Raw genomic sequence first — 20,830 nt, 5'->3', positions numbered from 1 at the left:
CGTCACGGATGGACTCCCTCGACCTCTCCGCCCTCTCGCTGGCCCGCGACTGGTTCGCTGCCGGCCATGCCGTCTGGCTCGTCACCGTCGTCGACGCCTGGGGCTCGGCGCCCCGCCCGCCGGGTGCGCTGCTCGTGCTGCGCGGCGACGGGGCCGTGGCCGGGTCGGTCTCGGGCGGCTGCGTGGAGGACGACCTGGTCGAACGGGTGCGGTCCGGCGGCAACGGGGATCGGCCGGAGGTGCTGGCCTACGGCGTGACGTCCGAACAGGCCGCCCGCGCCGGGCTCGCCTGCGGCGGGCGGCTGCGGGTTCTGGTGGAACCCCTGCGCGACACCACGTGGGTGACCGAGGTGATGGACCGCGTGAGCCGCCACGAGCGGGTGCGGCGCACGCTGTCGCTCGCCGACGGATCGGTCTCGCTCGCCACCGCCGGTCGCGACGACACTTTCTCCTTCGACGGCTCGACCCTCCGGGCCCTGCACGGCCCGCGCTGGCGCCTCCTCGTGGTGGGCGCGGGGCAGCTGTCCCAGGCCGTGGCCACGATGGCCCTCTCCCTCGACTTCGAGGTGCACGCCTGCGACCCGCGCGACAGCTACCACGCCGCCTGGCGCATCCCGGGCGCCACGCTGCACCGGGGCATGCCCGACGACGTCGCCCTGGCGCTGGGCCTGGATGCCCATACCGCGGTGGCCGCCCTCTCCCACGACCGCAAGCTCGACGACCTGGTGCTGCTGGAGGCGCTGAAGTCCCCCGCGTTCTACGTGGGCGCGCTGGGTTCGCGCCGCAACGATGCCGACCGCCGTGAGCGGCTCGGGCAGTTCGACCTGTCCGCGGACCAGATCGCCCGCCTGCGCGGCCCCATCGGCCTGGACCTCGGGGGGCGCACGCCGGCCGAGATCGCGCTGTCGGTGATGTCCGAAGTCGTCGCCGTCCGCCATGGCTCGCCCCTCGCGCGACGGCGCCCCCTGACGGAGGCCACGCCATGATCCCGTGGCTGCACGACGCGGCCGACCCGCTGCCCGACCCCCACCAGGCCCTGCCGAAAGGGTCCGAGGCACCGGGCCTGCTGGCCGCCGGCGGCGAACTCACGCCGGCGCGGCTGCGCGAGGCCTACGGCAAGGGCGTGTTCCCCTGGTACGGCGAGGACCAGCCGGTGCTGTGGTGGTCGCCCGACCCGCGCATGGTGATGTACGTCGACGAGTTCCACCTCTCGCACACGCTGCGCAAGACCGTGCGCAAGTTCGCCCGCACGAAGGGCCGCGAGGTGCGCTTCGACAGCGACTTCCGCGCCGTGATCACCGCCTGCGCCCACGCCCCGCGCGAGGGGCAGGCCGGCACCTGGATCGTGCCGGAGATGATCGAGGCCTACTGCCACTGGCACCACCTGGGCGTCACCCACAGCGTGGAGACGTGGATCGACGGCGAGCTGGCCGGTGGCCTGTACCTCGTGAACATCGGCCGCATGGTCTACGGCGAATCGATGTTCGCGCGGCGCACCGACGCCTCCAAGATCGCCTTCGCGGCCCTGATCTGCTTCTGCCGGGCCCATGGCATCGGGCTGATCGACTGCCAGCAGCGCACCGGGCACCTCGCCTCGCTGGGCGGTCGGGAAATCAGCCGCGCGGCCTTCGAACTCGAACTCCCCCCCCGCACGGGCGGACCGGCGATCCCCGATTGGTCCTATGATGCGGCGATGTGGGACCTGCTGGACGGCCCCACCGACCTGCATCCCCAGGACACCGGCCCGTGACGCACCCCAAGGAACTCCCGCTGTCGTCGCTGCAGTTCTATGCGACAGCGCCCTACCCTTGCAGCTACCTGCCCGAGCGCATGGCGCGCTCGCAGGTCGCCACGCCCAGCCACCTGATCCACGCCGACGCCTACTCGGGCCTCGTCACCAACGGCTTCCGCCGCAGCGGCATGTTCACGTACCGCCCGTTCTGCGACGGCTGCCGCGCCTGCGTGCCGCTGCGCGTGCCGGTGGCGGCCTTCCAGCCGTCGCGCAGCCAGCGCCGGGCCTGGAAGGCGCACGGGAACCTGAAGGCGCGCGTGCTGCGCCTGTGTTTCGTGCCCGAGCACTACGACCTGTACCTGCGCTACCAGGCCGGCCGGCACAGTGGCGGCGGCATGGACAACGACAGCGTCGACCAGTACACGCAGTTCCTGCTGCAGAGCCGCGTCAACTCGCGCCTCGTGGAGTTCCGCGAGCCCTCGCCCGACGGCCAGGGCCTCGGCGCGCTCAAGATGGTCTCCATCCTCGACATCCTGAACGACGGCCTCTCGGCGGTCTACACGTTCTACGAGCCCGAGGAACGCACCAGCTACGGCACCTACAACGTGCTGTGGCAGATCGAGCAGACGCGGCTGCTCAAGCTGCGGTACGCCTACCTCGGCTACTGGATCCGAGAGAGCCAGAAGATGGCCTACAAGGCCCAGTTCAACCCGCACGAGCTGCTGGTCGACGACCGCTGGGTGGTCGCCACGGACGTTCAGCCGGGCTGAATCCCCAGGCGCACGAGCACCTCGTCGGCCAGCGCGAGGCACGAGGTCAGGCCCGGCGACTCGATGCCGAACAGGTCGATCCATCCCTCCACGCCATGGTCCGCGGGGCCGTGCAGCAGGAAGTCCGGCGCCGCATCCTCGGGACCGTGGATCTTCGGGCGCACGCCGCTGTAGGCGGGCACCAGCGAGCCGTCCGGCAGGCCCGGCCAGTAGCGGCGCACGTCGGCGTAGAAGGCGTCGGCGCGGGCCGGGTCCACGCGGTAGTCGATGGGGGCGTCCGGCGCGTCGGGCAGCCACTCCACATCGGGGCCGAAGCGGGCCTGCCCGCCCTGGTCGAGGGTGAGGTGCACGCCCAGCCAGGCGTCCTGCGGCAGCGGGTACACGAGGTGCGTGAACGGCGCCCGGCCCGCCAGCGCGTAGTAGTTGCCCTTGCAGCGCCGCGCGTGCGGCACGCCGTGCTGCGGCAGCCCCGCGGCCGCGCGCGCCAGCGCCACGGCGCCGAGCGAGGCCGCGTTCACCACGTACCGGGCCGCGAGGGTCATGGGTTCGGCACCGCCCACGTGCAGCACGTGCTGGCCGGCGCCGCACACGGCCGAGTCGACCGGCGAGGCCAGTGCCACCGAGCCGCCTGCCCGCTCCAGGTCGCCCTGCAGCGCGAGCATCAGGCCGTGGCTGTCGACGATGCCGGTGGACGGCGACCACAGCGCCGCGACACACGACACCTCCGGCTCCAGCGCCAGGGCCTCCTCGCGGGTGATGCGGACCACGTCCGACACGCCGTTGCGCCGCGCCTGCGCGAGCAGGCGTTCCAGCGCCGGCAGCTGGCCGTCGTCGGTGGCCACCACGAGCTTGCCGCAGCGCCGGTGCGCCACGCCATGGGTGGCGCAGAGGTCGTAGAGCTGGTCGCGGCCGGCCACGCACAGCCGGGCCTTCAGCGAACCCGCCGGGTAGTACAGGCCGGCGTGGATCACCTCGCTGTTGCGCGAGCTGACCCCGGTGCCGATGGCCGTCTCCGCCTCGAGCACGAGCGTCTCCAGCCCGGCGCGCGCGAGCGCGCGGGCCGTCGCGAGGCCCACCGCGCCGGCGCCCACCACCACTGCATCGACGTCGTTCGTCATCCTCGTGTTCCTCCGGCGCGCCGCCGCGCCTCACGCTCCGCCTGGCGCTGGCGCGCCCGCTCGCGGGCCGCCTCCGCGCGGCGCTTCACATCGGCCTCGCGGCGCTGGTTGCGATCACAGCAGTCGGCGAAGTCGAGCACGTCGCAAGCCCCGGCCACCAGGTCGCCGCACAGATTGTCGGGGCAGCCGTCGCACCCCACGTCGCAGTCGCCCCGCTGGGCGGCCAGCGGGCGCAGGCGGCGGTAGACGCCCGCCTCGCGCAGGTCCGCTGCAGCCATGGTGCACCGGTCGAACTGGCGCCGCAACAGGGCGAAGCCCCGCCACACCCCGGCGCGGCGGAAGGCCCGCAGGCCGACGCCCGAGCACGAGCCGCGACCCGTGTGCACGCCGAAGGCGCAGCGGAACCCCTTGCGCGGTGAGAGAAACCGCTGGTAGCCGCGGATCGCGGCGACCGCCAGGGCCCGGATCACGCGGGCAGTTGCGCCAGCACCCGCGCCACGGCCGGGCGCTCCTTCATGCGCAGCGTGTGGCCGAGCACCTTCGGGAACCGCGACGGATCGACCCCATCGGACTCCAGCCAGCCGGCGATGGTGAACAGGTACGGGTCGGCCACGGTGTACTGCTCGCCCATCAGCCACGGGCCGGCGAACAGTTCGTTCTCGATGTACTCGAAACATTCACCCATCGTGCGCGGCACGTTGCGACGCATCGCCTCCAGCGCCTCGGTGTCGGCCGCCTCCACCCAGCGAATGCCGCGGGGACGGTGGGCGTGGGCCACGTGCACCGTCGAGCACAGGTAGCTGGTGACCGACTGCAGGCGCGCGAACTCGTATGGCGACGCGGGCACGAGGTGCGCATCCGGGAACGACTGGCCGATGAAGGCGAGAAGCGCCGGGGTCTCGGTCAGCACGCCCTCGGGCGTGGCGAGCGCGGGCACCCGGCCCTTCGGGTTGAGCTTCAGGTAGTCGGGAGAACGCTGGGCGTTGCTTCTCAGGTCCACCCAGGCGATCTCGTGCTTTGCTGCGGCCTCCTCGAGGGCGATGTGGACGGCCAGCGCGCAGGTGCCGGGGGCGGTGAAGAGCTTGAACATGGGACGGCGATCTCCATCTGGGGTGCAGGACGCCCGAGAGCATAGCGCCCCCGCCGTACGGGGCGATTGCACCACCGCGGAGCGGCCCGGCCCCAATCGGGTGGACAATGTCGACCTTGGACACGATTTTCCGCTTCACACGCCCCGCACTGCCCGGGGCCCGTGGTGGTGCCCCGGCCCGCCACGCGACACAACTCGAACACTTTCCATGAGCACCCTCCCGAGCCTGGTTTCGTGCTGGCTTCCCACCGAGCTGGGCGAATTCCAACTGCATGGCGTGGCCGACCCCTCCACCGGCCAGGAACACGCCGCGCTGACCATGGGCGACGTCGCTGACGGCAAGCCGGTACTGACCCGCGTGCACTCCGAATGTCTCACCGGCGACACCCTCTTCAGCCTCAAGTGCGACTGCGGCCCGCAGCTGCAGAGCGCCATCGAGGCCATCGCCGCGGAAGGCCGGGGCGCACTGATCTACCTGCGCCAGGAAGGCCGCGGCATCGGGCTCGTGAACAAGATCCGCGCGTACGCGCTGCAGCAGGCCGGCGCCGACACGGTCGATGCGAACCGCCTGCTGGGCCTGCCCGACGACTCCCGGGACTACCACATGGCCCACGACATGCTGGCCGCCCTGGGCGTGGCCAGCGTGAAGCTGATGACGAACAACCCGGGCAAGGTGGACGCGCTGCGCAAGCTCGGCACCGTGGTCACCGAACGGGTCGAACTGATCGTGGGGCAGAACCCCCACAACCACGGCTACCTCGACACCAAGGCGCGGCGCATGGGGCACCTCATCAGCACCCCGATGAACCTGCACGACCTCGTCAACAAGGAACAGTCGTAGCCTTCGGAACAGGCCGGGCCTCCGCCTCGGCCTGCAGCGCCTGGGCCCGCCGCCCGAGCGACTGCGACACGATCCACCACCCCACCGCGATCACGGCCGACACCCAGGCGATCTGGGGCGCCGTGAGGCTCAGGCCGCGCAGGCCACCGAAGATCCAGGCGGACGCCGTGTCGCCCGTGCGGTGCACCAGCGTGTCGATCACGTTCTTCGCGCGGTACTTCTGGTCGGGCGGCAGCACGTTGTAGAGCGTCTCGCGGGCCGGCTTCGTCAGCGCGTATTCCCCGGCGCGGCGCACCACCCCGAACGCCACCAGCGCCCACAGCGCCGGCCATGCGAGCGCCAGCACCACGAACCCCGCCACGGACACCAGCGGCAGCAGCCCCAGCACGAAACGCGTGCCGAGCCGCGTGATGAGTCCCTTGAACGCGACCACCTGCAGCACGAGCGCGAGCACGTTGACCGCGAGGTCCACCTGGGCGAGCAGTTTCGTGCGCTCGAGGCTGTTGGTCACCGCCTTCGGGATGGCGTCGGCGCTCAGGAAGTAGAGGAAGGTCGACAGCAGCGTGTAGCCGAGCAGGAAGACGCACAGGCTCAGCAGGTAGCGCGAGCGCACCACGTCGACGAGGCCGCTGAAGATGCTGCCCTTCATCGCCTCGTGTTCGCCCGGGTCGGCGGCCTGTCCCGCGGCGCCGGTGGCACGCGCCCAGGCCCGCAGCCGCAGGATCGCGACCACCGCGAGGCCCAGGAAGCCGGCCGACACCCGCAGCAGCCACTGCGGCCCGATCCATTCGACCAGCGTGGCCGTCAGCGTGGGCCCCACCAGCGCGCCGAGCGTGCCGCCGGCCGAGATGAAGCCATAGAAGCGCTTGGCCTGGCCCGTGTCGAACAGGTCGGCCATGAAGCTCCAGAACACGGAGATCACGAACAGGTTGAAGACCGAGACCCACACGAAGAACACGCGGGCGAGCGCCGGGCTCTGCTGGCCACCGGCGTCGAACACCCAGGCGAAGGCCAGCAGGTTCAGCATGAAGAAGCCGTAGAGCCACGGCAGCAGCTGGCGGCGCGGGACCACGCGCGTGAGCCACCCGAACACCGGCACGAGCACCAGCATCGAGACGAACACCCACGTGAACAGTTCCTGGAGCGCCTTCGGGCCGAGCTGCAGGCCCATCTCGTCGCGGATGGGGCGCAGGACGTAGTAGCCCGCGAGCAGCGAGAAGAAGTAGAGGAACGACCAGGCCAGCGCCGGCAGCTCTTCGCGGGTGGCCTCGGCGGGCCGCAGGGTCAGGGAGGTCATCACGCTCGCTCGGGAGTTCGGCGCGATCTTGCCATGCCCGCCATCGTTCACCGGGCCCGAGAAAAGCGAAAGGGTCCGACCGCGGGTGGCGCGGCGGACCCTAAAAGAGGGCGAGGCCGGTAGGCCTCGCCCCAAGATCGCCAGACGATCACGACGCCGGGATCTGCCGGCGCCGGAAGACGAGGAGAGTCACGTTGGTTTCCCCCAACCGCAACAGCTTCACGTCCGGCGATTCACCTCAACAGTGTATGAGCGAGGCCCTGCGGCCCCGCTCATCAGATCACCACCAGGCTTCGCCCTGGATGCCGATCGACGTGCCCGACTTCTTGTCGCCGTACACCTCGGCGGTGCGCGACTTGTCGGCCACCATCGCCAGGCGGGCCGCTTCGTTCCACCAGCCTTGCGTGACGAACAGGCGGATCGTCGGGCGCGAGCCCGCCGTGTTGCCTGCCGACACCGCACCGGCCAGCGTCAGCTTCGTCAGGCGGCGGGTGTCGCCCACGTCCGGCTTGATCTGGTCGTGGCCCAGCTCGGCCAGGAAGCGGAACGGACCCGAGATGTACGTGTCCGTGCGCGCACCGATCGAGAACCACTTGTCACCCAGGTTGTTGTCCGCGCTCTTGTTGCGGTACTCGGTGATGAAGTCGATCGCGGTCTTGCCGTACTGCGTCTGCTCCTGGCCGATGATGCGCCAGATCTTCTGGTCGGCCTGCTTCTCGAACTTCGCGCCCAGCCACAGGTTGCCGCCCAGCACGCCGTTCTGCGAGTGGTACACGCCGATCGTGCCGCGCTTGGCGACTTCGGCCGGGTCCACGCCCGTCAGCTGGTTCTCGGTCTGGACGTTGTCCTGGCCGGTCACGTACACCGCGAGTTCCCCGTTCGGGTTCGTCTTGATGTTCGTCAGACGCAGCGGGATCGTCAGGCGGTTGTCGTTCGAGGCGTTGCTCGGGTTCATCATCAGCGCCAGGCTCAGCTTGCCGAAGCCCAGGTTGATGTCTTCCAGGCCCGCGCCGTCACCGTCGTTGTTCTCGACGAACTGGTCGTTGATGCCCAGTTGCAGGCGGTTGTAGAACCGGCGGCCGGCCCACAGCTTGCCGTTGCCCAGCACCGAGATGTTGTTGCCGTAGGTGTAGACCTGGCCGAAGCGGGTCACGAGTTCGTCACCGCGCTTGCCGGCGGGCACGTTGAACTCGTTGTCGCCCCAGGCGCGGTACGCGCTGGGCATGAAGTGCACGTGCCAGTCCGAACCTTCGTACTCGGCGATCTTCGAGTTGAAGCTCGGCTCGATCACGTAGTCGCATTCGTTGCCCAGACGCCATTTCGTGTCGGCTCCGGGCAGGCCGAAGCAGACTTGCGTGCCGCCACGGGCGTTCACGCCCACGCCGGCGCGCATGTAGCCGGAGAACTCGACCGGCGGGGCGGCCATCGCGGCGGTGCCGATGCCGGCCAGCCCCAGGGCAATGATCAGACGCTTCTTTTTCACGGGTAACTCCTCGTCGTGTGTGTAGTGACGTTTTCTTGTCGCCGTATCGGCGATGACGACCCGAACGGCCGGCCTGGTGGGCCGATCTCGCCGGGCACGACGCCCTTCTCCCGCCATCCCCCCGGATGTCGGTGTCGAGCGCATGGGACCGATGGGCCGCGACTTCCACCGAAAAATCGATGAAAAACATGGAACCGGTTCCAGATCCCGATATTAATCTTCTGTAATGATCTGAAAGATCCCGATAAACCCTCAAGCCGCCCGCAGCTTCGGCACGCACACAACGAGTGATCGATTCAGAGAGAAACCACGATGGACGACGGCCCTGCACGCGGATCAACCGCGTGCAGGGCCGTTCAGGAGGCGTGGAGGATCAGGCCTTGATGAAGGCGAGCAGGTCCTCGTTCAGGCGTTCCTTGTGGGTGTCGGTGATGCCGTGGGGACCGCCTGCGTAGACGATCAGCTTCGCGCCCTTCACGAGCTTGGCCGACGAACGGCCGGCCGCGTCGATGGGCACCACCTGGTCGTCGTCGCCGTGGATCACCAGCGTGGGCACGTCGAACTTCTTCAGGTCTTCGGTGAAGTCCGTCTCCGAGAAGGCCTTGATGCAGTCGTACGTGTTCTTGTGGCCGCCCTGCATGCCCTGCATCCAGAACGAATCCACCATGCCCTGCGAGCGCTTCGCGCCCGGACGGTTGAAGCCGAAGAACGGGCCGCCGGCGATGTCGAGGTACAGCTGCGAGCGGTCGGCGATGGAACCGGCGCGGATGCCGTCGAACACCTCGATCGGCAGGCCGCCCGGGTTCGCGGCGGTCTTGAGCATCAGCGGCGGCACCGAGCTCACGAGCACGGCCTTGGCCACGCGCTTGGTGCCGTGGCGGCCGATGTAGCGCGCCACTTCACCGCCCCCCGTCGAGAAGCCCACGAGCACGGCGTTCTTGACGTCGAGGTGGTTCAGCAGGCCCGCGAGGTCGTCCGCGTACGTGTTCATCTCGTTGCCGTTCCACGGCTGGCTCGAGCGGCCATGGCCGCGGCGGTCATGGGCGATCACGCGGTAGCCCTTCGACGCGAGGAACAGCATCTGCGATTCCCAGCTGTCCGACGACAGCGGCCAGCCGTGGCTGAAGACGATGGGCTGGCCGGCACCCCAGTCCTTGAAGTAGAGCTGCGTGCCGTCGGGGGTGGTGAAATAGTTGGACATGGTGGGGGCTCCGTGAGCGGGGTGGGCGGGTTTGGAGGGGGTCTTGGTCGCGGCATCGGCCACCGCGGGAAGGACGAGCGAGGCGGCCGCGCCGGCACTGCCGATCAACAGATGGCGGCGCGCGAGGTCGGACGGGTCGGACATGAGAACTCCTTGGGATCGGGGACACGGTGTGTTCCTGGAGGAGAAGTCTCGCGGCGGCCCGCTCATGGCACACCCCTTGGAGGAAGGCCCCATCGCTCGGGCGTCGGCCCTCCCGGGCCCTACTGCGAATGGGGGAGCCCGTACGCCCCCCTGTGTTCGCGTGAATGCGCACACGGAACGACGCCGGAAAAGAAAAAGGCCCCGGAGTCTTTCGACTCCGGGGCCTTGTCTGGTGGGTGGTACAGGGATTGAACCTGTGACCCCTGCCGTGTGAAGGCAGTGCTCTACCGCTGAGCTAACCACCCAAGAATCTGGGCTTCCACCGGTCTGCTGCGACTGCTGTCGTGTGCAGAGCCTCAGATTATGCCACAAGCAAATGCCACTTTGTCTTCCCGTTTGAACTTTTATCGAGATCTTTCAGCACGCCCTCGTGTGCCTCGGTCTCGGACTCGGTGGCGAGCACCACCGGCAGCGTGAACTGCGTGAGGTCGACGGCGGCGACGACCACCTCGCCCGGCCCTGCCGCATCGCCCGCATCGATGACGAGCGAGTCCTGCCCGCGGGTCATGCGGATGTAGACCTCGGCCAGCAGCCCCGCGTCGAGCAAGGCGCCGTGCAGCGTGCGGTTCGTGTTGTCGACCTCGAGGCGCTTGCACAGCGCATCGAGCGAGTTCGACTTGCCCGGGAACATCTCGCGCGCCATGGTCAGGCTGTCGGTGATGTTCGCCACGTGCTCGGGGAACTTGGGCAGGCCCAGGCGCGCCAGTTCGGCGTTCAGGAAGCCCACGTCGAACCCGGCGTTGTGGATGATGATCTCGGCGCCGGAGAGGTACGCCATGAGCTCGTCCGAGACGGCCGAGAACAGCGGCTTGTCGGCGAGGAACTCGTCGGTCAGGCCGTGGATCTTGACGGCGTCCTCGTGGTTCTTGCGCTCGGGGTTCAGGTAGAAGTGGAGGTTCTCGCCGGTGAGCCGGCGGTTGACCATCTCCACGCACCCGATCTCGATGATGCGGTCGCCGGACTCGGGGCTCAGGCCCGTGGTTTCGGTGTCGAGGAAGATCTGCCTCATGCCGCGGCTCCCTGCACCTGCGGGCGGCTGGCCCAGGCCCACATCACGGCGCCCGCGAGGATCATCGGCACGCACAGCCACTGGCCCATGCTCAGGCCGAGCTGGAGCAGCCCGAGGAAGTCGTCCGGCTGACGGAAGTATTCGGCGACGAAGCGGCAGATGCCGTAGCCCACGAGGAACGCGCCCGACACCTGGCCGCGCTGGCGCGGCTTGCTGGCATACCACCACAGCAGCACGAACAGCAGCAGGCCCTCGAGCAGGAACTGGTAGATCTGGGACGGGTGGCGCGCGACGCTGTCGACGCGCGGGAACACCATCGCCCACGGCAGCGACTCGGGCGCGGGACGGCCCACCAGCTCGCCATTGATGAAGTTGCCGATGCGGCCCGACGCGAGGCCGGTGGGCACGCACGGCGCGATCAGATCCCACACCTCGAGCACCGGGCGCTTGCGCGTGAGCGCGAAGACGGCCATCGCGGTGATCACGCCGATCAACCCGCCATGGAAGGACATGCCGCCCTTCCACACCGCGAAGATCTCGGTGAAGTGGCTGGCGTAGTAGCTCGCCTTGTAGAAGAGCACGTAGCCGAGCCGCCCGCCGATCACGACCCCGAGCACGCCGTAGAACAGCAGGTCCTCCACGTCGCGGCGGGTCCAGCCCTTCGACGCGAACTGCGGCTGCTTCACGCGCAGCGACGCCAGCCAGAGGAACAGCCCGAAGGCCACGAGGTAGGTCAGCCCGTACCAGTGGATGGCCACGGGGCCGAGTTTCAAGGCGACAGGATCGATTTCGGGGTGAACGAGCATGGGCGGCAGGAGGTTGCAGCGGGTACGACGAGGGCGAACGATAGCTCAATTGGCGGAACGCGCCCCCGCGACGCCCCGAAGCGTATATTCGACGGGGATTCCCGGAAGCCCCGATACTGGGCCTCCCAGCCGTTGCCAGGAGACTCCGATGAGCGAGATCAACCGCCGTTCGAAGAACATCACCGAGGGCGTGGCGCGTGCGCCGAACCGCTCGATGTACTACGCCCTCGGCTACCAGGAAGGCGACTTCAAGAAACCGATGGTCGGGGTCGCCAACGGGCACTCCACCATCACGCCCTGCAACGCCGGCCTGCAGCGCCTGGCCGATGCGGCAGTGGCCGGCATCGAGGCGGCGGGCGGCAACGCCCAGATCTTCGGCACCCCCACCATCAGCGACGGCATGGCGATGGGCACCGAGGGCATGAAGTACAGCCTGGTGTCCCGCGAGGTCATCTCCGACTGCATCGAGACCTGCGTCGGCGGCCAGTGGATGGACGGCGTCGTGGTCATCGGCGGCTGCGACAAGAACATGCCCGGCGGCATGATGGGCATGCTGCGCGCGAACGTGCCGGCCATCTACATCTACGGCGGCACCATCCTGCCCGGCCACCACAAGGGCAAGGACCTCAACATCGTCAGCGTCTTCGAGGCCGTGGGCCAGTTCAGCGCCGGCAACATGAGCGAGGAGGATTTCTGCGCCATCGAGCGCAAGGCCATCCCCGGCAACGGCTCGTGTGGCGGCATGTACACCGCCAACACCATGAGCTCGTCGTTCGAGGCGCTGGGCATGTCCCTCCCCTACTCCAGCACGATGGCCAACCCGCACGACGAGATCGTCGCGAACGCGAAGGAGGCCGCGCGCGTGCTCGTGGAGGCCGTGCGCCTCGACCTGAAGCCGCGCGACATCGTCACGCGCAAGTCGATCGAGAACGCCGTCGCGGTCATCATGGCCACGGGCGGCTCCACCAACGCCGTGCTGCACTTCCTCGCCATCGCCCACGCGGCCGAGGTCGAGTGGACCATCGACGACTTCGAACGCGTGCGCCGCCGCACCCCGGTCCTGTGCAACCTGAAGCCCTCGGGCGACTACCTCGCGGTGGACCTGCACAAGGCCGGCGGCATCCCGCAGGTCATGAAGATGCTGCTGAAGGCCGGCCTGCTGCACGGGGACTGCATCACCATCACCGGCAAGACAGTCGCCGAAAACCTCGCCGGCATTCCGGATGCCCCGCGCGCCGACCAGAACGTGATCCTGCCCATCGACAAGCCCATGTACGCGCAGGGCCACCTGGCGATCCTGAAGGGCAACCTCTCGCCCGATGGCTGCGTGGCCAAGATCACGGGCCTGAAGAACCCGGCCATCACCGGCCCGGCCCGCGTGTTCGACGACGAGCAGTCGGCGCTCGCGGCCATCATGGCGCAGCAGATCAAGGCGGGCGACGTGATGGTGCTGCGCTACCTCGGCCCGCAGGGCGGCCCGGGCATGCCGGAGATGCTCGCCCCCACCGGCGCACTGATCGGCCAGGGCCTCGGCGAGTCGGTGGGCCTGATCACCGACGGCCGCTTCTCGGGCGGCACCTGGGGCATGGTCGTGGGCCACGTGACGCCCGAAGCCTATGCCGGGGGCAACATCGCTCTGGTGCAGGAAGGCGACTCAATCACGATCGACGCCACCACCCTCACCCTCGAGCTCAACGTGCCGGCCGACGAACTCGCGCGCCGCCGTGCGCTGTGGAAGGCCCCGAAACCGCGCTACACCCGCGGCGTGCTGGCCAAGTTCGCGAAGAACGCATCGGGCGCCAGCACCGGCGCCGTGCTCGACCGGTTCTGAACGCCCCAAACGAAAGGCGGCCCGCAGGCCGCCTCGTTGCAGGGCGAGCGGGCTTCAGCGGCGCTTGCCGCGGCGCCCGCGGGCGTCCATGCCGAGCGAGGCGAGGTTCTCCTCGCGGCGCTTCTTCACGCGCTCGTCCATCTTGTCCATCTCGCGGCGCTTCGTGAAGCCGCTCCAGTCGGCCCACATCCACCAGAGCACCGCGGCGCCGAACGGCAGCAGGACGCCCCACCACGGCCAGTTGGCCACGGCACCGAATTCCGCGACTTTCATCACGAGCAGCAGCACACCGATCAGAACGAAATACATGGACCCACCTCCTAATGGGCAGTCCCCGACCGCGCCGCTGTGGCGCCCGGGACCCGCGTCAACCCCCCCGCATAGAATGCGTTGAAGGTTCAGTGACCGGACTTTAATTCACCTCGGACGCACGACACGTAAGGAAATCATGAAGTCATCCGCTGTTTCTCTGGCGATCTCGATGGCCGCGGTGGCCGGTGCCTGCCTGAGCACGCCCGCGCTGGCCAGCCCGGAGCTGGCCCAGAAGAAAAACTGCATGAGCTGCCACACCGTGCAGAAGAAGGTCGTGGGCCCCGCGTTCAAGGACATCGCCGCCAAGTACGCCGGCCAGAAGGACGCCGTCGACAAGCTGACCCAGAAGGTGCTCAAGGGGGGCTCCGGCGCCTGGGGCGCGGTGTTCATGCCCGCGATGAAGGACGCCAACCCGCCGGTCAGCGAGGCCGAGGCGCGCCAGCTCGTCACCTGGATCATGACCACGAAGTGATCCCCGGCGGCTCCGTCGCCCACGAACGAGAAGGCCCCGCGACGCGGGGCCTATTTCATGCGAGGGGCCGGATCAGTAGGCCTGGCCCAGCTGGTCCAGGATGGCCGGGTTCTCGAGCGTGCTGGTGTCCTGCGTCACCGCCTCGCCCTTGGCCACCGACCGCAGCAGGCGCCGCATGATCTTGCCCGAGCGGGTCTTCGGCAGGTTGTCGCCGAAGCGGATGTCCTTCGGCTTCGCGATGGGGCCGATCTCCTTGCCCACCCAGTCGCGCAGCTCCTTCGCGATGGCCTTGGCCTCGTCGCCCGTGGGACGCGGGCGCTTGAGCACGACGAACGCGCAGATGGCCTCGCCCGTGGTGTCGTCGGGGCGCCCCACCACCGCGGCCTCGGCCACGAGGTCGGTGTGCGCGACGAGCGCCGACTCGATCTCCATCGTGCCCATGCGGTGTCCCGAGACGTTCAGCACGTCGTCGATGCGGCCCGTGATGGTGAAGTAGCCGGTCTTGGCGTCACGGATGGCGCCGTCGCCCGCGAGGTAGTACTTGCCCTTGAAGTCTTCCGGGTAGTAGCTCTTCTTGAAGCGCTCGGGATCGCCGTAGATGGTGCGGATCATCGACGGCCACGGCTTCTTGATCACGAGGATGCCGCCCTGCCCCCATGGCACGTCCTTGCCCGTCTCGTCCACCACCGCCGCCTGGATGCCCGGGAACGGCAGCGTGCACGAGCCCGGCACGAGCGGCGTGGCGCCCGGCAGCGGCGTGATCACGTGGCCGCCGGTCTCGGTCTGCCAGAAGGTGTCGACGATGGGGCAGCGGCCGCCACCGATGTGCTGGTGGTACCACTCCCACGCGGCCGGGTTGATGGGCTCGCCCACCGAACCGAGGATGCGCAGGCTCGTGAGGTCGTAGCGCTTCGGGTGCACGGCCTCGTTGCCCTCGGCCGCCTTGATCAGCGAGCGGATGGCCGTGGGCGCGGTGTAGAAGATGCTGACCTTGTGGTCCTGGATCATCTTCCAGAAGCGGCCGGCGTCCGGGAACGTGGGGATGCCCTCGAACACCACCTGCGTGCCGCCGAGCGCGAGCGGGCCGTACGCGATGTAGGTGTGGCCGGTGACCCAGCCGATGTCGGCGGTGCACCAGAAGATGTCGTCCGGGTGCAGGTCGAAGGTCCACTTCGTGGTGACCGCCGCGTGCAGCAGGTAGCCGCCGCTCGAATGCTGCACCCCCTTCGGCTTGCCGGTGGAGCCCGACGTGTAGAGCAGGAACAGCGGGTGTTCCGCGCTCACCCATTCGGGCTCGGCGGTGTCGGGCTGCTTCTCGGTGACGTCGTGCAGCCACAGGTCGCGGCCCTCGTGCCAGGCGATGTTGCCGCCGGTGCGCTTGTAGACGATCACGTTCTTCACGGACTCGCAGCCGCCGAGCGAGAGCGCCTCGTCGACGATGGCCTTCAGCGGCAGCTGCTTGCCGCCGCGCTGCTGCTCGTCGGCGGTGAGCACGAGCACGGCGCCGGCATCCTGGATGCGGTCGCGCAGGCTCTGGGCCGAGAAGCCGCCGAACACCACGGAGTGCGTGGCGCCGATGCGCGCGCAGGCCTGCATCGAGACGATGCCCTCGATGGACATCGGCATGTAGATGACGACACGGTCGCCCTTCTTCACGCCCTGCGCACGCAGCGCGTTCGCGAGCTTCGCGGTGCGCGCGAGCAGGTCGCTGTAGGTATGGCGCGAGACCTTGCCGTCGTCGGTCTCGAAGATGATGGCGACCTTGTCGCCGAGGCCCGCCGCCACCTGGCGGTCGAGGCAGTTGTGCGAGACGTTCAGCGTGCCGTCCTCGAACCACTTGAAGAACGGGGCCTGGCTCTCGTCGAGCGTCTTCGTGAACGGCGTCTTCCATTCGACGAATTCGCGGGCGAGTCGCGCCCAGTAGCCCGCGTAGTCGGCTTCGGCCTCCGCGACCAGCTTCTCGTACGCCGGCATGCCGGAGACGAACGCCCCCTTCGAGACGGAATCGGGGGCGGGATACAGGGCAGTCGTGGCGTCGCTCATGAAAGTCTCCAAGGTCCGTTGGTCACACCGGCTCGCACGGTAAGGCCGGGCTCTTACGATCCGCTTACTCGGACTGCAAGGCAGTTTGTCATACCGCGCCCACTACAATTTCGCGTTGCATCCGCTTCAGCTCCCGACACCCCACCCATGGCCCAGCTCCAAGACCCTGTCAACGCCAAGCTCCGCCCGTTGCCCAACCTGATCTTCGCGAGCCGCTGGCTGCAGCTGCCGCTGTACATCGGCCTGATCCTCGCCCAGGGTGTGTACGTCTTCCACTTCCTGCAGGAACTGCTGCACCTCATCGAGGCCGTGTTCGGCAGCAAGGCCGCGCTCGAGGCCCTGATCTCGAGCATCGGCTACCAGCTGCCCCCGATCCTCGACGCCACCGGCAAGGTGATCGGCGTGCAGCCGCCCAAGCTCAACGAGACGGTCATCATGCTGGTGGTGCTGGCCCTCATCGACGTGGTCATGATCTCGAACCTGCTGATCATGGTCATCGTCGGTGGCTACGAGACCTTTGTGTCACGCATGAACCTCGACAGCCATCCGGACCAACCCGAGTGGTTGAGCCACGTCAATGCGTCGGTGCTGAAGGTCAAGCTCGCCACCGCCATCATCGGCATCAGCTCGATCCACCTGCTCAAGACGTTCATCAGCGCAGGCAACTACACCGAGAAGGTGCTGATGTGGCAGACGCTGATCCACCTGACCTTCCTGCTGTCGGCGCTGGCCATCGCCTGGACCGACCGCATCCTCTCGTCCGCCCACGTGCCCTCGAACGGGCACTGAGCCGACTGCTCAGGTCAGGATGCAGCCCACCGGCTCCGGCGCCGGTGGCAGGTCCCGGTCGCCCAGCATCTCGCGCAGCGACCCCTCGATGTTGCGGCTCATCGCGTCGAGCGCCAGGTCGTTCGGCTCGATGCCGAACGGCTCCTCGATCTCGGCGCCCAGCGCCTCCAGCGCAAGGAACGTGTACGCGATGAACGCCACGATCACCGGCGTCATCGCGCCGATCGAATCCACCAGCCCGAACGGCAGCAGCACGCAGTAGAGGTAGATCGTGCGGTGGATGATCACCGAGTAGGTGAACGGGATGGGTGTGCCGGCGATGCGCTCGCAGCCGCCGAACGCATCGCTCAGCCGGCTCAGGTGTTCGTCGAGGCGCCCCAGCAGCACCACGTCCAGCCGGCCCGCCTGCCGCTGCGCGCGCAGCCACTCGCCCGCCATCAGGGCCAGCACCATCGGCTTCGAGCGCGCTGCCATCAGCCGCTCCACCTCGTCGGCCGGCAGCAGCCTGGCGAAGTCCGCCCGCGGGTCGGTGCCGCGCAACTGGTGGCGCGCCGCGTGCACGAAGGCGATCAGCCGGTGCACGAACGGGCGCACCTCCACCGGACCGTCCAGCAGCGTGAGCGCGCCGCGCGTGAGCGAGCGGGTCTCGTTGAGGATGCCGCCCCACAGCACCCGCGCCTCCCAGTAGCGCGCGTAGCTCGTGCTGTTGCGGAAGCCCAGGAAGATCGCGAGCGTGAGGCCGATCAGCGAAAACGGCACGAAGTTCAGCGGGATCTTCCACGCGAAGACATGGCCGTGCAGCACGGTCACGCCCGTAGAGAACAGCAGCAGGCCGATGAGGCGCGGCGCGATGTCGGGCAGCAGCGACCCCCGCCAGATGAAGAGCATGCGCAGCCAGTGCAGGCGCGGGCGGACGATCATGGGAACACTCGGGAAGTGGGCGACGGGCGCGGGGCGACCGGATTACACCACCTGACACCCGACCGGGCGCCGCGGCACACCCGAGCGCTCTGGTGGGAGATTGCGTGGTCCACTGGTAGTGCACCGGACCTTGGATGAACTCACCTGGCGTGCGGCCGCGTCCGGAGCCGAGACCCGTCCAGCGAGAGCTCCCCGCACCAGGGGAACTCGCCGCACATCCGAGCATTCCGCTCGGGATTCCGAAGCCATTCGCCAGGGGCGCGGCGCCAGCCGCACACCGGTGCCTCATGCACCAAGACGGACCGCGCGCGACGGGCGATAATTCCGGGTCTCCGCCAACCGTCCGCAAGCCATGACGACCACGATCCGCCACGCCGACCTCGTCAAGAGTGTCGCCGCAGCCCTGCAGTACATCAGCTACTACCACCCGGCCGACTACATCCAGCACCTCTCGCGTGCGTACCAGATGGAAGAGAGCCCGGCGGCGAAGGACGCGATCGCGCAGATCCTCACCAACTCGAAGATGTGCGCCGAGGGCCGCCGCCCGATCTGCCAGGACACCGGCATCGTCAACGTGTTCCTGAAGATCGGCATGGACGTGCGCTTCGCCGACTTCCCCGGCAGCATCGAGGACGCCGTCAACGAAGGCGTGCGCCTCGGCTACAACGACCCCGAGAACAAGCTGCGCGCCAGCATCGTGGCCGACCCGCACTTCGAGCGCAAGAACACCACCGACAACACCCCGGCCGTCGTGCACATGAGCGTGGTGCCGGGCAACACGGTCGACGTGCAGATCGCCGCCAAGGGCGGCGGCAGCGAGAACAAGAGCAAGTTCGTCATGATGAACCCGAGCGACAGCCTGGTCGACTGGGTCCTCAAGACGGTGCCCACGATGGGCGCGGGCTGGTGCCCGCCCGGCATGCTGGGCATCGGCATCGGCGGCACGGCCGAGAAGGCGATGCTGCTCGCGAAGGAGTCGCTGATGCAGGACATCGACATGTACGAGCTGAAGGCCCGCGGCCCGCAGAACAAGCTCGAGGAACTGCGCATCGAACTGTGCGACAAGATCAACGCGCTCGGCATCGGCGCCCAGGGCCTCGGCGGCCTGACCACCGTGCTCGACATCAAGATCGCCACGTACCCCACGCACGCGGCCAGCAAGCCTGTCGCGATGATCCCGAACTGCGCCGCCACGCGCCACGCGCACTTCGTGCTCGACGGCTCCGGCCCGGCCTACCTCGAGCCGCCCAGCCTCGACCTGTGGCCCGACGTCAAGTGGGCGCCCGACTACAACAAGAGCAAGCGCGTCAACCTCGACACGCTCACGCGCGAGGAAGTCGCCAGCTGGAAGCCGGGCGAGACGCTGCTGCTCAACGGCAAGATGCTCACGGGCCGCGACGCCGCGCACAAGCGCATCCAGGACATGCTGGCCAAGGGCGAGAAGCTGCCGGTCGACTTCACGAACCGCGTCATCTACTACGTGGGCCCGGTCGACCCGGTGCGCGACGAGGTGGTCGGCCCCGCCGGCCCCACCACCGCCACCCGCATGGACAAGTTCACCGAGATGATGCTCGCCCAGACGGGCCTCATCGGCATGATCGGCAAGGCCGAGCGCGGCCCGGCCGGCATCGACGCCATCAAGAAGCACAAGAGCGCGTACCTGATGGCCGTGGGCGGCGCCGCCTACCTCGTGTCGAAGGCCATCAACCACGCCCAGGTCGTCGGCTTCGCCGACCTCGGCATGGAAGCCATCTACGAGTTCGAGATCACCGACATGCCGGTGACCGTGGCCGTCGACTCCGAAGGCACGTCGGTGCACAACACGGGTCCGAAAGAATGGCAAGCGAAGATCGGCAAGATCCCCGTCGCGGTGGGCTGATCCACTCCTGACGCTACGATCACGCCGCGAGCGCCGCAAGGTCCTCGCGGCGTTTTCTTTTCAGTCACCAGGAACGACACGATGGCGATGGACCAGCTGAGGGCAATGCGCATCTTCGTGCGGGTCATCGACGAAGGCAGCTTCTCCGGCGCGGCGCGCGAGCTCGACATGGCGCCACCCGCGGTGACCCGCGCCATCGCCGAGCTGGAGACCCACCTCGGCTGCCGGCTGATCCACCGCACCACGCGGCGCCTCACGTTGACCGACATCGGCGCCGAGTACCTCGAACGCGTTCGACCGCTGCTGGTCGACCTCGACGACGCCGACGCCCTCGCCACCGCGGCCACCGGCCAGGTGCAGGGCCGGCTGCGGCTCACCGGGCCGGCGAGTTTCCTCGGCGACAGCCTGCTGGCCGGCATCGCCGAGTTCCAGCGCCTGCACCCGCGGCTGACGGTGCAGCTGAACGCGTCGCCGCCGCTCGAGGAGCCCGACGAGAAGGCCGACATCACCTTCCTGGTCCACGGCCCCGAACCGCTCGACGGCGACTTCGTCGCCCGGCCGCTCGCGCGCACGGAAGTGCTGCTGTGTGCCGCGCCCGCCTACCTCGACGCGCACGGCCGCCCCCGGACGCCCGAGGACCTGATGAAACACCAGTTGCTGGCCCCGGACGTGGCCCTGGTGCGGCGCCAATGGGAATTCGAGCGCCGCGCCGACGGCGACCGGCGCACGGTGCCGTTCGGCACGACCCCGGTGCGCATCACCTCCGCGAGCCCCGAGCTCGTGATCGGCGCGGTGCGCCACGGTCTGGGCATCACCGGGGCGCTGTCACTGGCGGTGGCGGAAGACCTGCGCACCGGCCAGCTCGAACACGTTCTGCCCGAGTGGCGGGCCGCCACGTACCGCCTGTACGCGGCCATGCCCACCGGCCGCCACCTGCCCCTCCGGGTCCGTGCGTTCGTCGACTTCCTCGCCCAGCGCTACGGGGGCGACGAGAGCGACCCGTGGTTGCCCGCCATCGCCCCGGCCTGACCG

General features: G+C 68.8%; 20 protein-coding genes and 1 tRNA gene. 9 read left to right on the top strand and 12 right to left on the bottom strand.

Annotation, left to right across the window (positions count from 1 at the left end):
• Window positions 1-8 precede the first annotated feature (8 nt).
• Genes A4W93_RS12465 through A4W93_RS12455 form a run of 3 tightly spaced genes read left to right on the top strand, consistent with a single transcriptional unit; the run spans window position 9 to window position 2,502 of the window.
• Window positions 9-986, top strand: coding sequence for an XdhC family protein (locus tag A4W93_RS12465; RefSeq protein ID WP_085750906.1), 978 nt, complete (start codon window positions 9-11; stop codon window positions 984-986).
• Window positions 983-1,750 carry a leucyl/phenylalanyl-tRNA--protein transferase gene (gene aat / locus A4W93_RS12460; protein WP_085750905.1) on the top strand — a complete coding sequence of 256 codons (768 nt, stop codon included), beginning with the start codon at window positions 983-985 and terminating at the stop codon, window positions 1,748-1,750. The genes A4W93_RS12465 and aat overlap by 4 nt, the downstream gene beginning before the upstream one ends.
• Window positions 1,747-2,502, top strand: coding sequence for an arginyltransferase (locus tag A4W93_RS12455; protein ID WP_085750904.1), 756 nt, complete (start codon window positions 1,747-1,749; stop codon window positions 2,500-2,502). Before aat ends, A4W93_RS12455 begins: the two co-directional genes overlap by 4 nt.
• Here the strand turns inward: A4W93_RS12455 and A4W93_RS12450 are convergent.
• From A4W93_RS12450 to A4W93_RS12440, 3 genes are read right to left on the bottom strand one after another with little or no spacing between them, the layout of a single operon-like run.
• Window positions 2,490-3,620, bottom strand: coding sequence for an NAD(P)/FAD-dependent oxidoreductase (locus A4W93_RS12450; protein ID WP_085750903.1), 1,131 nt, complete (start codon window positions 3,618-3,620; stop codon window positions 2,490-2,492). The genes A4W93_RS12455 and A4W93_RS12450 overlap by 13 nt on opposite strands.
• Entirely contained in the window at window positions 3,617-4,090 is a 474-nt protein-coding gene (gene yidD / locus A4W93_RS12445) for a membrane protein insertion efficiency factor YidD (protein ID WP_157131643.1), read from the bottom strand. Before yidD ends, A4W93_RS12450 begins: the two co-directional genes overlap by 4 nt.
• Window positions 4,087-4,710 carry a glutathione S-transferase family protein gene (locus A4W93_RS12440; RefSeq protein WP_085750902.1) on the bottom strand — a complete coding sequence of 208 codons (624 nt, stop codon included), beginning with the start codon at window positions 4,708-4,710 and terminating at the stop codon, window positions 4,087-4,089. Before A4W93_RS12440 ends, yidD begins: the two co-directional genes overlap by 4 nt.
• A gap of 208 nt (window positions 4,711-4,918) precedes the next feature.
• Here A4W93_RS12440 and ribA point away from each other — a divergent pair, with 208 nt between their 5' ends.
• Window positions 4,919-5,551: a GTP cyclohydrolase II gene (ribA, locus tag A4W93_RS12435; RefSeq protein WP_085750901.1), complete on the top strand. Its 633-nt coding sequence runs from the start codon at window positions 4,919-4,921 to the stop codon at window positions 5,549-5,551.
• On the opposite strand, the gene A4W93_RS12430 is transcribed toward ribA, so the two are convergent.
• The 6 genes from A4W93_RS12430 to lgt all read right to left on the bottom strand — a co-directional run bounded on the left by A4W93_RS12430 (window position 5,532) and on the right by lgt (window position 11,551).
• Window positions 5,532-6,848 carry an NTP/NDP exchange transporter gene (locus tag A4W93_RS12430; RefSeq protein ID WP_085750900.1) on the bottom strand — a complete coding sequence of 439 codons (1,317 nt, stop codon included), beginning with the start codon at window positions 6,846-6,848 and terminating at the stop codon, window positions 5,532-5,534. The two genes, ribA and A4W93_RS12430, sit on opposite strands and share 20 nt — an antisense overlap.
• Before the next feature lie 280 nt (window positions 6,849-7,128).
• Window positions 7,129-8,331: a carbohydrate porin gene (locus A4W93_RS12425; protein ID WP_085751263.1), complete on the bottom strand. Its 1,203-nt coding sequence runs from the start codon at window positions 8,329-8,331 to the stop codon at window positions 7,129-7,131.
• A gap of 373 nt (window positions 8,332-8,704) precedes the next feature.
• Window positions 8,705-9,676 carry an alpha/beta fold hydrolase gene (locus A4W93_RS12420; RefSeq protein WP_157782148.1) on the bottom strand — a complete coding sequence of 324 codons (972 nt, stop codon included), beginning with the start codon at window positions 9,674-9,676 and terminating at the stop codon, window positions 8,705-8,707.
• Window positions 9,677-9,906: 230 nt separating this feature from the next.
• Window positions 9,907-9,981 (bottom strand) — tRNA-Val (locus A4W93_RS12415).
• Window positions 9,982-10,037: 56 nt separating this feature from the next.
• Window positions 10,038-10,745 (bottom strand): DNA polymerase III subunit epsilon, encoded by a 708-nt coding sequence (gene dnaQ, locus A4W93_RS12410; RefSeq protein ID WP_085750897.1) that lies wholly within the window; start codon window positions 10,743-10,745, stop codon window positions 10,038-10,040.
• The gene (gene lgt / locus A4W93_RS12405; protein ID WP_085750896.1) at window positions 10,742-11,551 is read right to left on the bottom strand and encodes a prolipoprotein diacylglyceryl transferase; all 810 of its coding nucleotides are present in this window, start codon (window positions 11,549-11,551) and stop codon (window positions 10,742-10,744) included. Before lgt ends, dnaQ begins: the two co-directional genes overlap by 4 nt.
• Before the next feature lie 148 nt (window positions 11,552-11,699).
• Between lgt and ilvD the strand changes: the two genes are divergently transcribed.
• Window positions 11,700-13,382, top strand: coding sequence for a dihydroxy-acid dehydratase (gene ilvD / locus A4W93_RS12400; protein ID WP_085750895.1), 1,683 nt, complete (start codon window positions 11,700-11,702; stop codon window positions 13,380-13,382).
• 54 nt (window positions 13,383-13,436) lie between these two features.
• On the opposite strand, the gene A4W93_RS12395 is transcribed toward ilvD, so the two are convergent.
• Window positions 13,437-13,691: a TIGR04438 family Trp-rich protein gene (locus A4W93_RS12395; protein ID WP_085750894.1), complete on the bottom strand. Its 255-nt coding sequence runs from the start codon at window positions 13,689-13,691 to the stop codon at window positions 13,437-13,439.
• Between the two features lie 139 nt (window positions 13,692-13,830).
• Here A4W93_RS12395 and A4W93_RS12390 point away from each other — a divergent pair, with 139 nt between their 5' ends.
• Window positions 13,831-14,166 (top strand): c-type cytochrome, encoded by a 336-nt coding sequence (locus A4W93_RS12390; protein WP_085750893.1) that lies wholly within the window; start codon window positions 13,831-13,833, stop codon window positions 14,164-14,166.
• Between the two features lie 72 nt (window positions 14,167-14,238).
• Here A4W93_RS12390 and acs read toward each other — a convergent pair whose 3' ends face one another.
• Window positions 14,239-16,209 (bottom strand): acetate--CoA ligase, encoded by a 1,971-nt coding sequence (gene acs, locus A4W93_RS12385; protein ID WP_085750892.1) that lies wholly within the window; start codon window positions 16,207-16,209, stop codon window positions 14,239-14,241.
• 147 nt (window positions 16,210-16,356) lie between these two features.
• On the opposite strand from acs, the gene A4W93_RS12380 reads away from it, so the two are divergent.
• The gene (locus A4W93_RS12380; protein WP_085750891.1) at window positions 16,357-16,998 is read left to right on the top strand and encodes a TIGR00645 family protein; all 642 of its coding nucleotides are present in this window, start codon (window positions 16,357-16,359) and stop codon (window positions 16,996-16,998) included.
• Between the two features lie 9 nt (window positions 16,999-17,007).
• Here A4W93_RS12380 and A4W93_RS12375 read toward each other — a convergent pair whose 3' ends face one another.
• On the bottom strand, window positions 17,008-17,919 hold the full coding sequence (locus A4W93_RS12375) for a bestrophin family protein (RefSeq protein WP_085750890.1): 912 nt from the start codon (window positions 17,917-17,919) through the stop codon (window positions 17,008-17,010).
• Window positions 17,920-18,271: 352 nt separating this feature from the next.
• Between A4W93_RS12375 and A4W93_RS12370 the strand changes: the two genes are divergently transcribed.
• Together A4W93_RS12370 and A4W93_RS12365 are read left to right on the top strand one after the other, a co-directional pair.
• A complete protein-coding gene (locus tag A4W93_RS12370) occupies window positions 18,272-19,798 on the top strand; it encodes a fumarate hydratase (RefSeq protein ID WP_085750889.1) in 1,527 nt (508 codons plus the stop codon).
• A gap of 81 nt (window positions 19,799-19,879) precedes the next feature.
• Window positions 19,880-20,827: a LysR family transcriptional regulator gene (locus tag A4W93_RS12365; protein WP_237357773.1), complete on the top strand. Its 948-nt coding sequence runs from the start codon at window positions 19,880-19,882 to the stop codon at window positions 20,825-20,827.
• Window positions 20,828-20,830 lie beyond the last annotated feature (3 nt).

This window comes from Piscinibacter gummiphilus (genome assembly GCF_002116905.1).
In the GTDB taxonomy this organism is placed as follows: domain Bacteria; phylum Pseudomonadota; class Gammaproteobacteria; order Burkholderiales; family Burkholderiaceae_C; genus Rhizobacter; species Rhizobacter gummiphilus.
The sequence above is the reverse complement of the archived record's forward strand: the minus strand, read 5'-3'. Positions and strand labels throughout refer to the sequence as shown.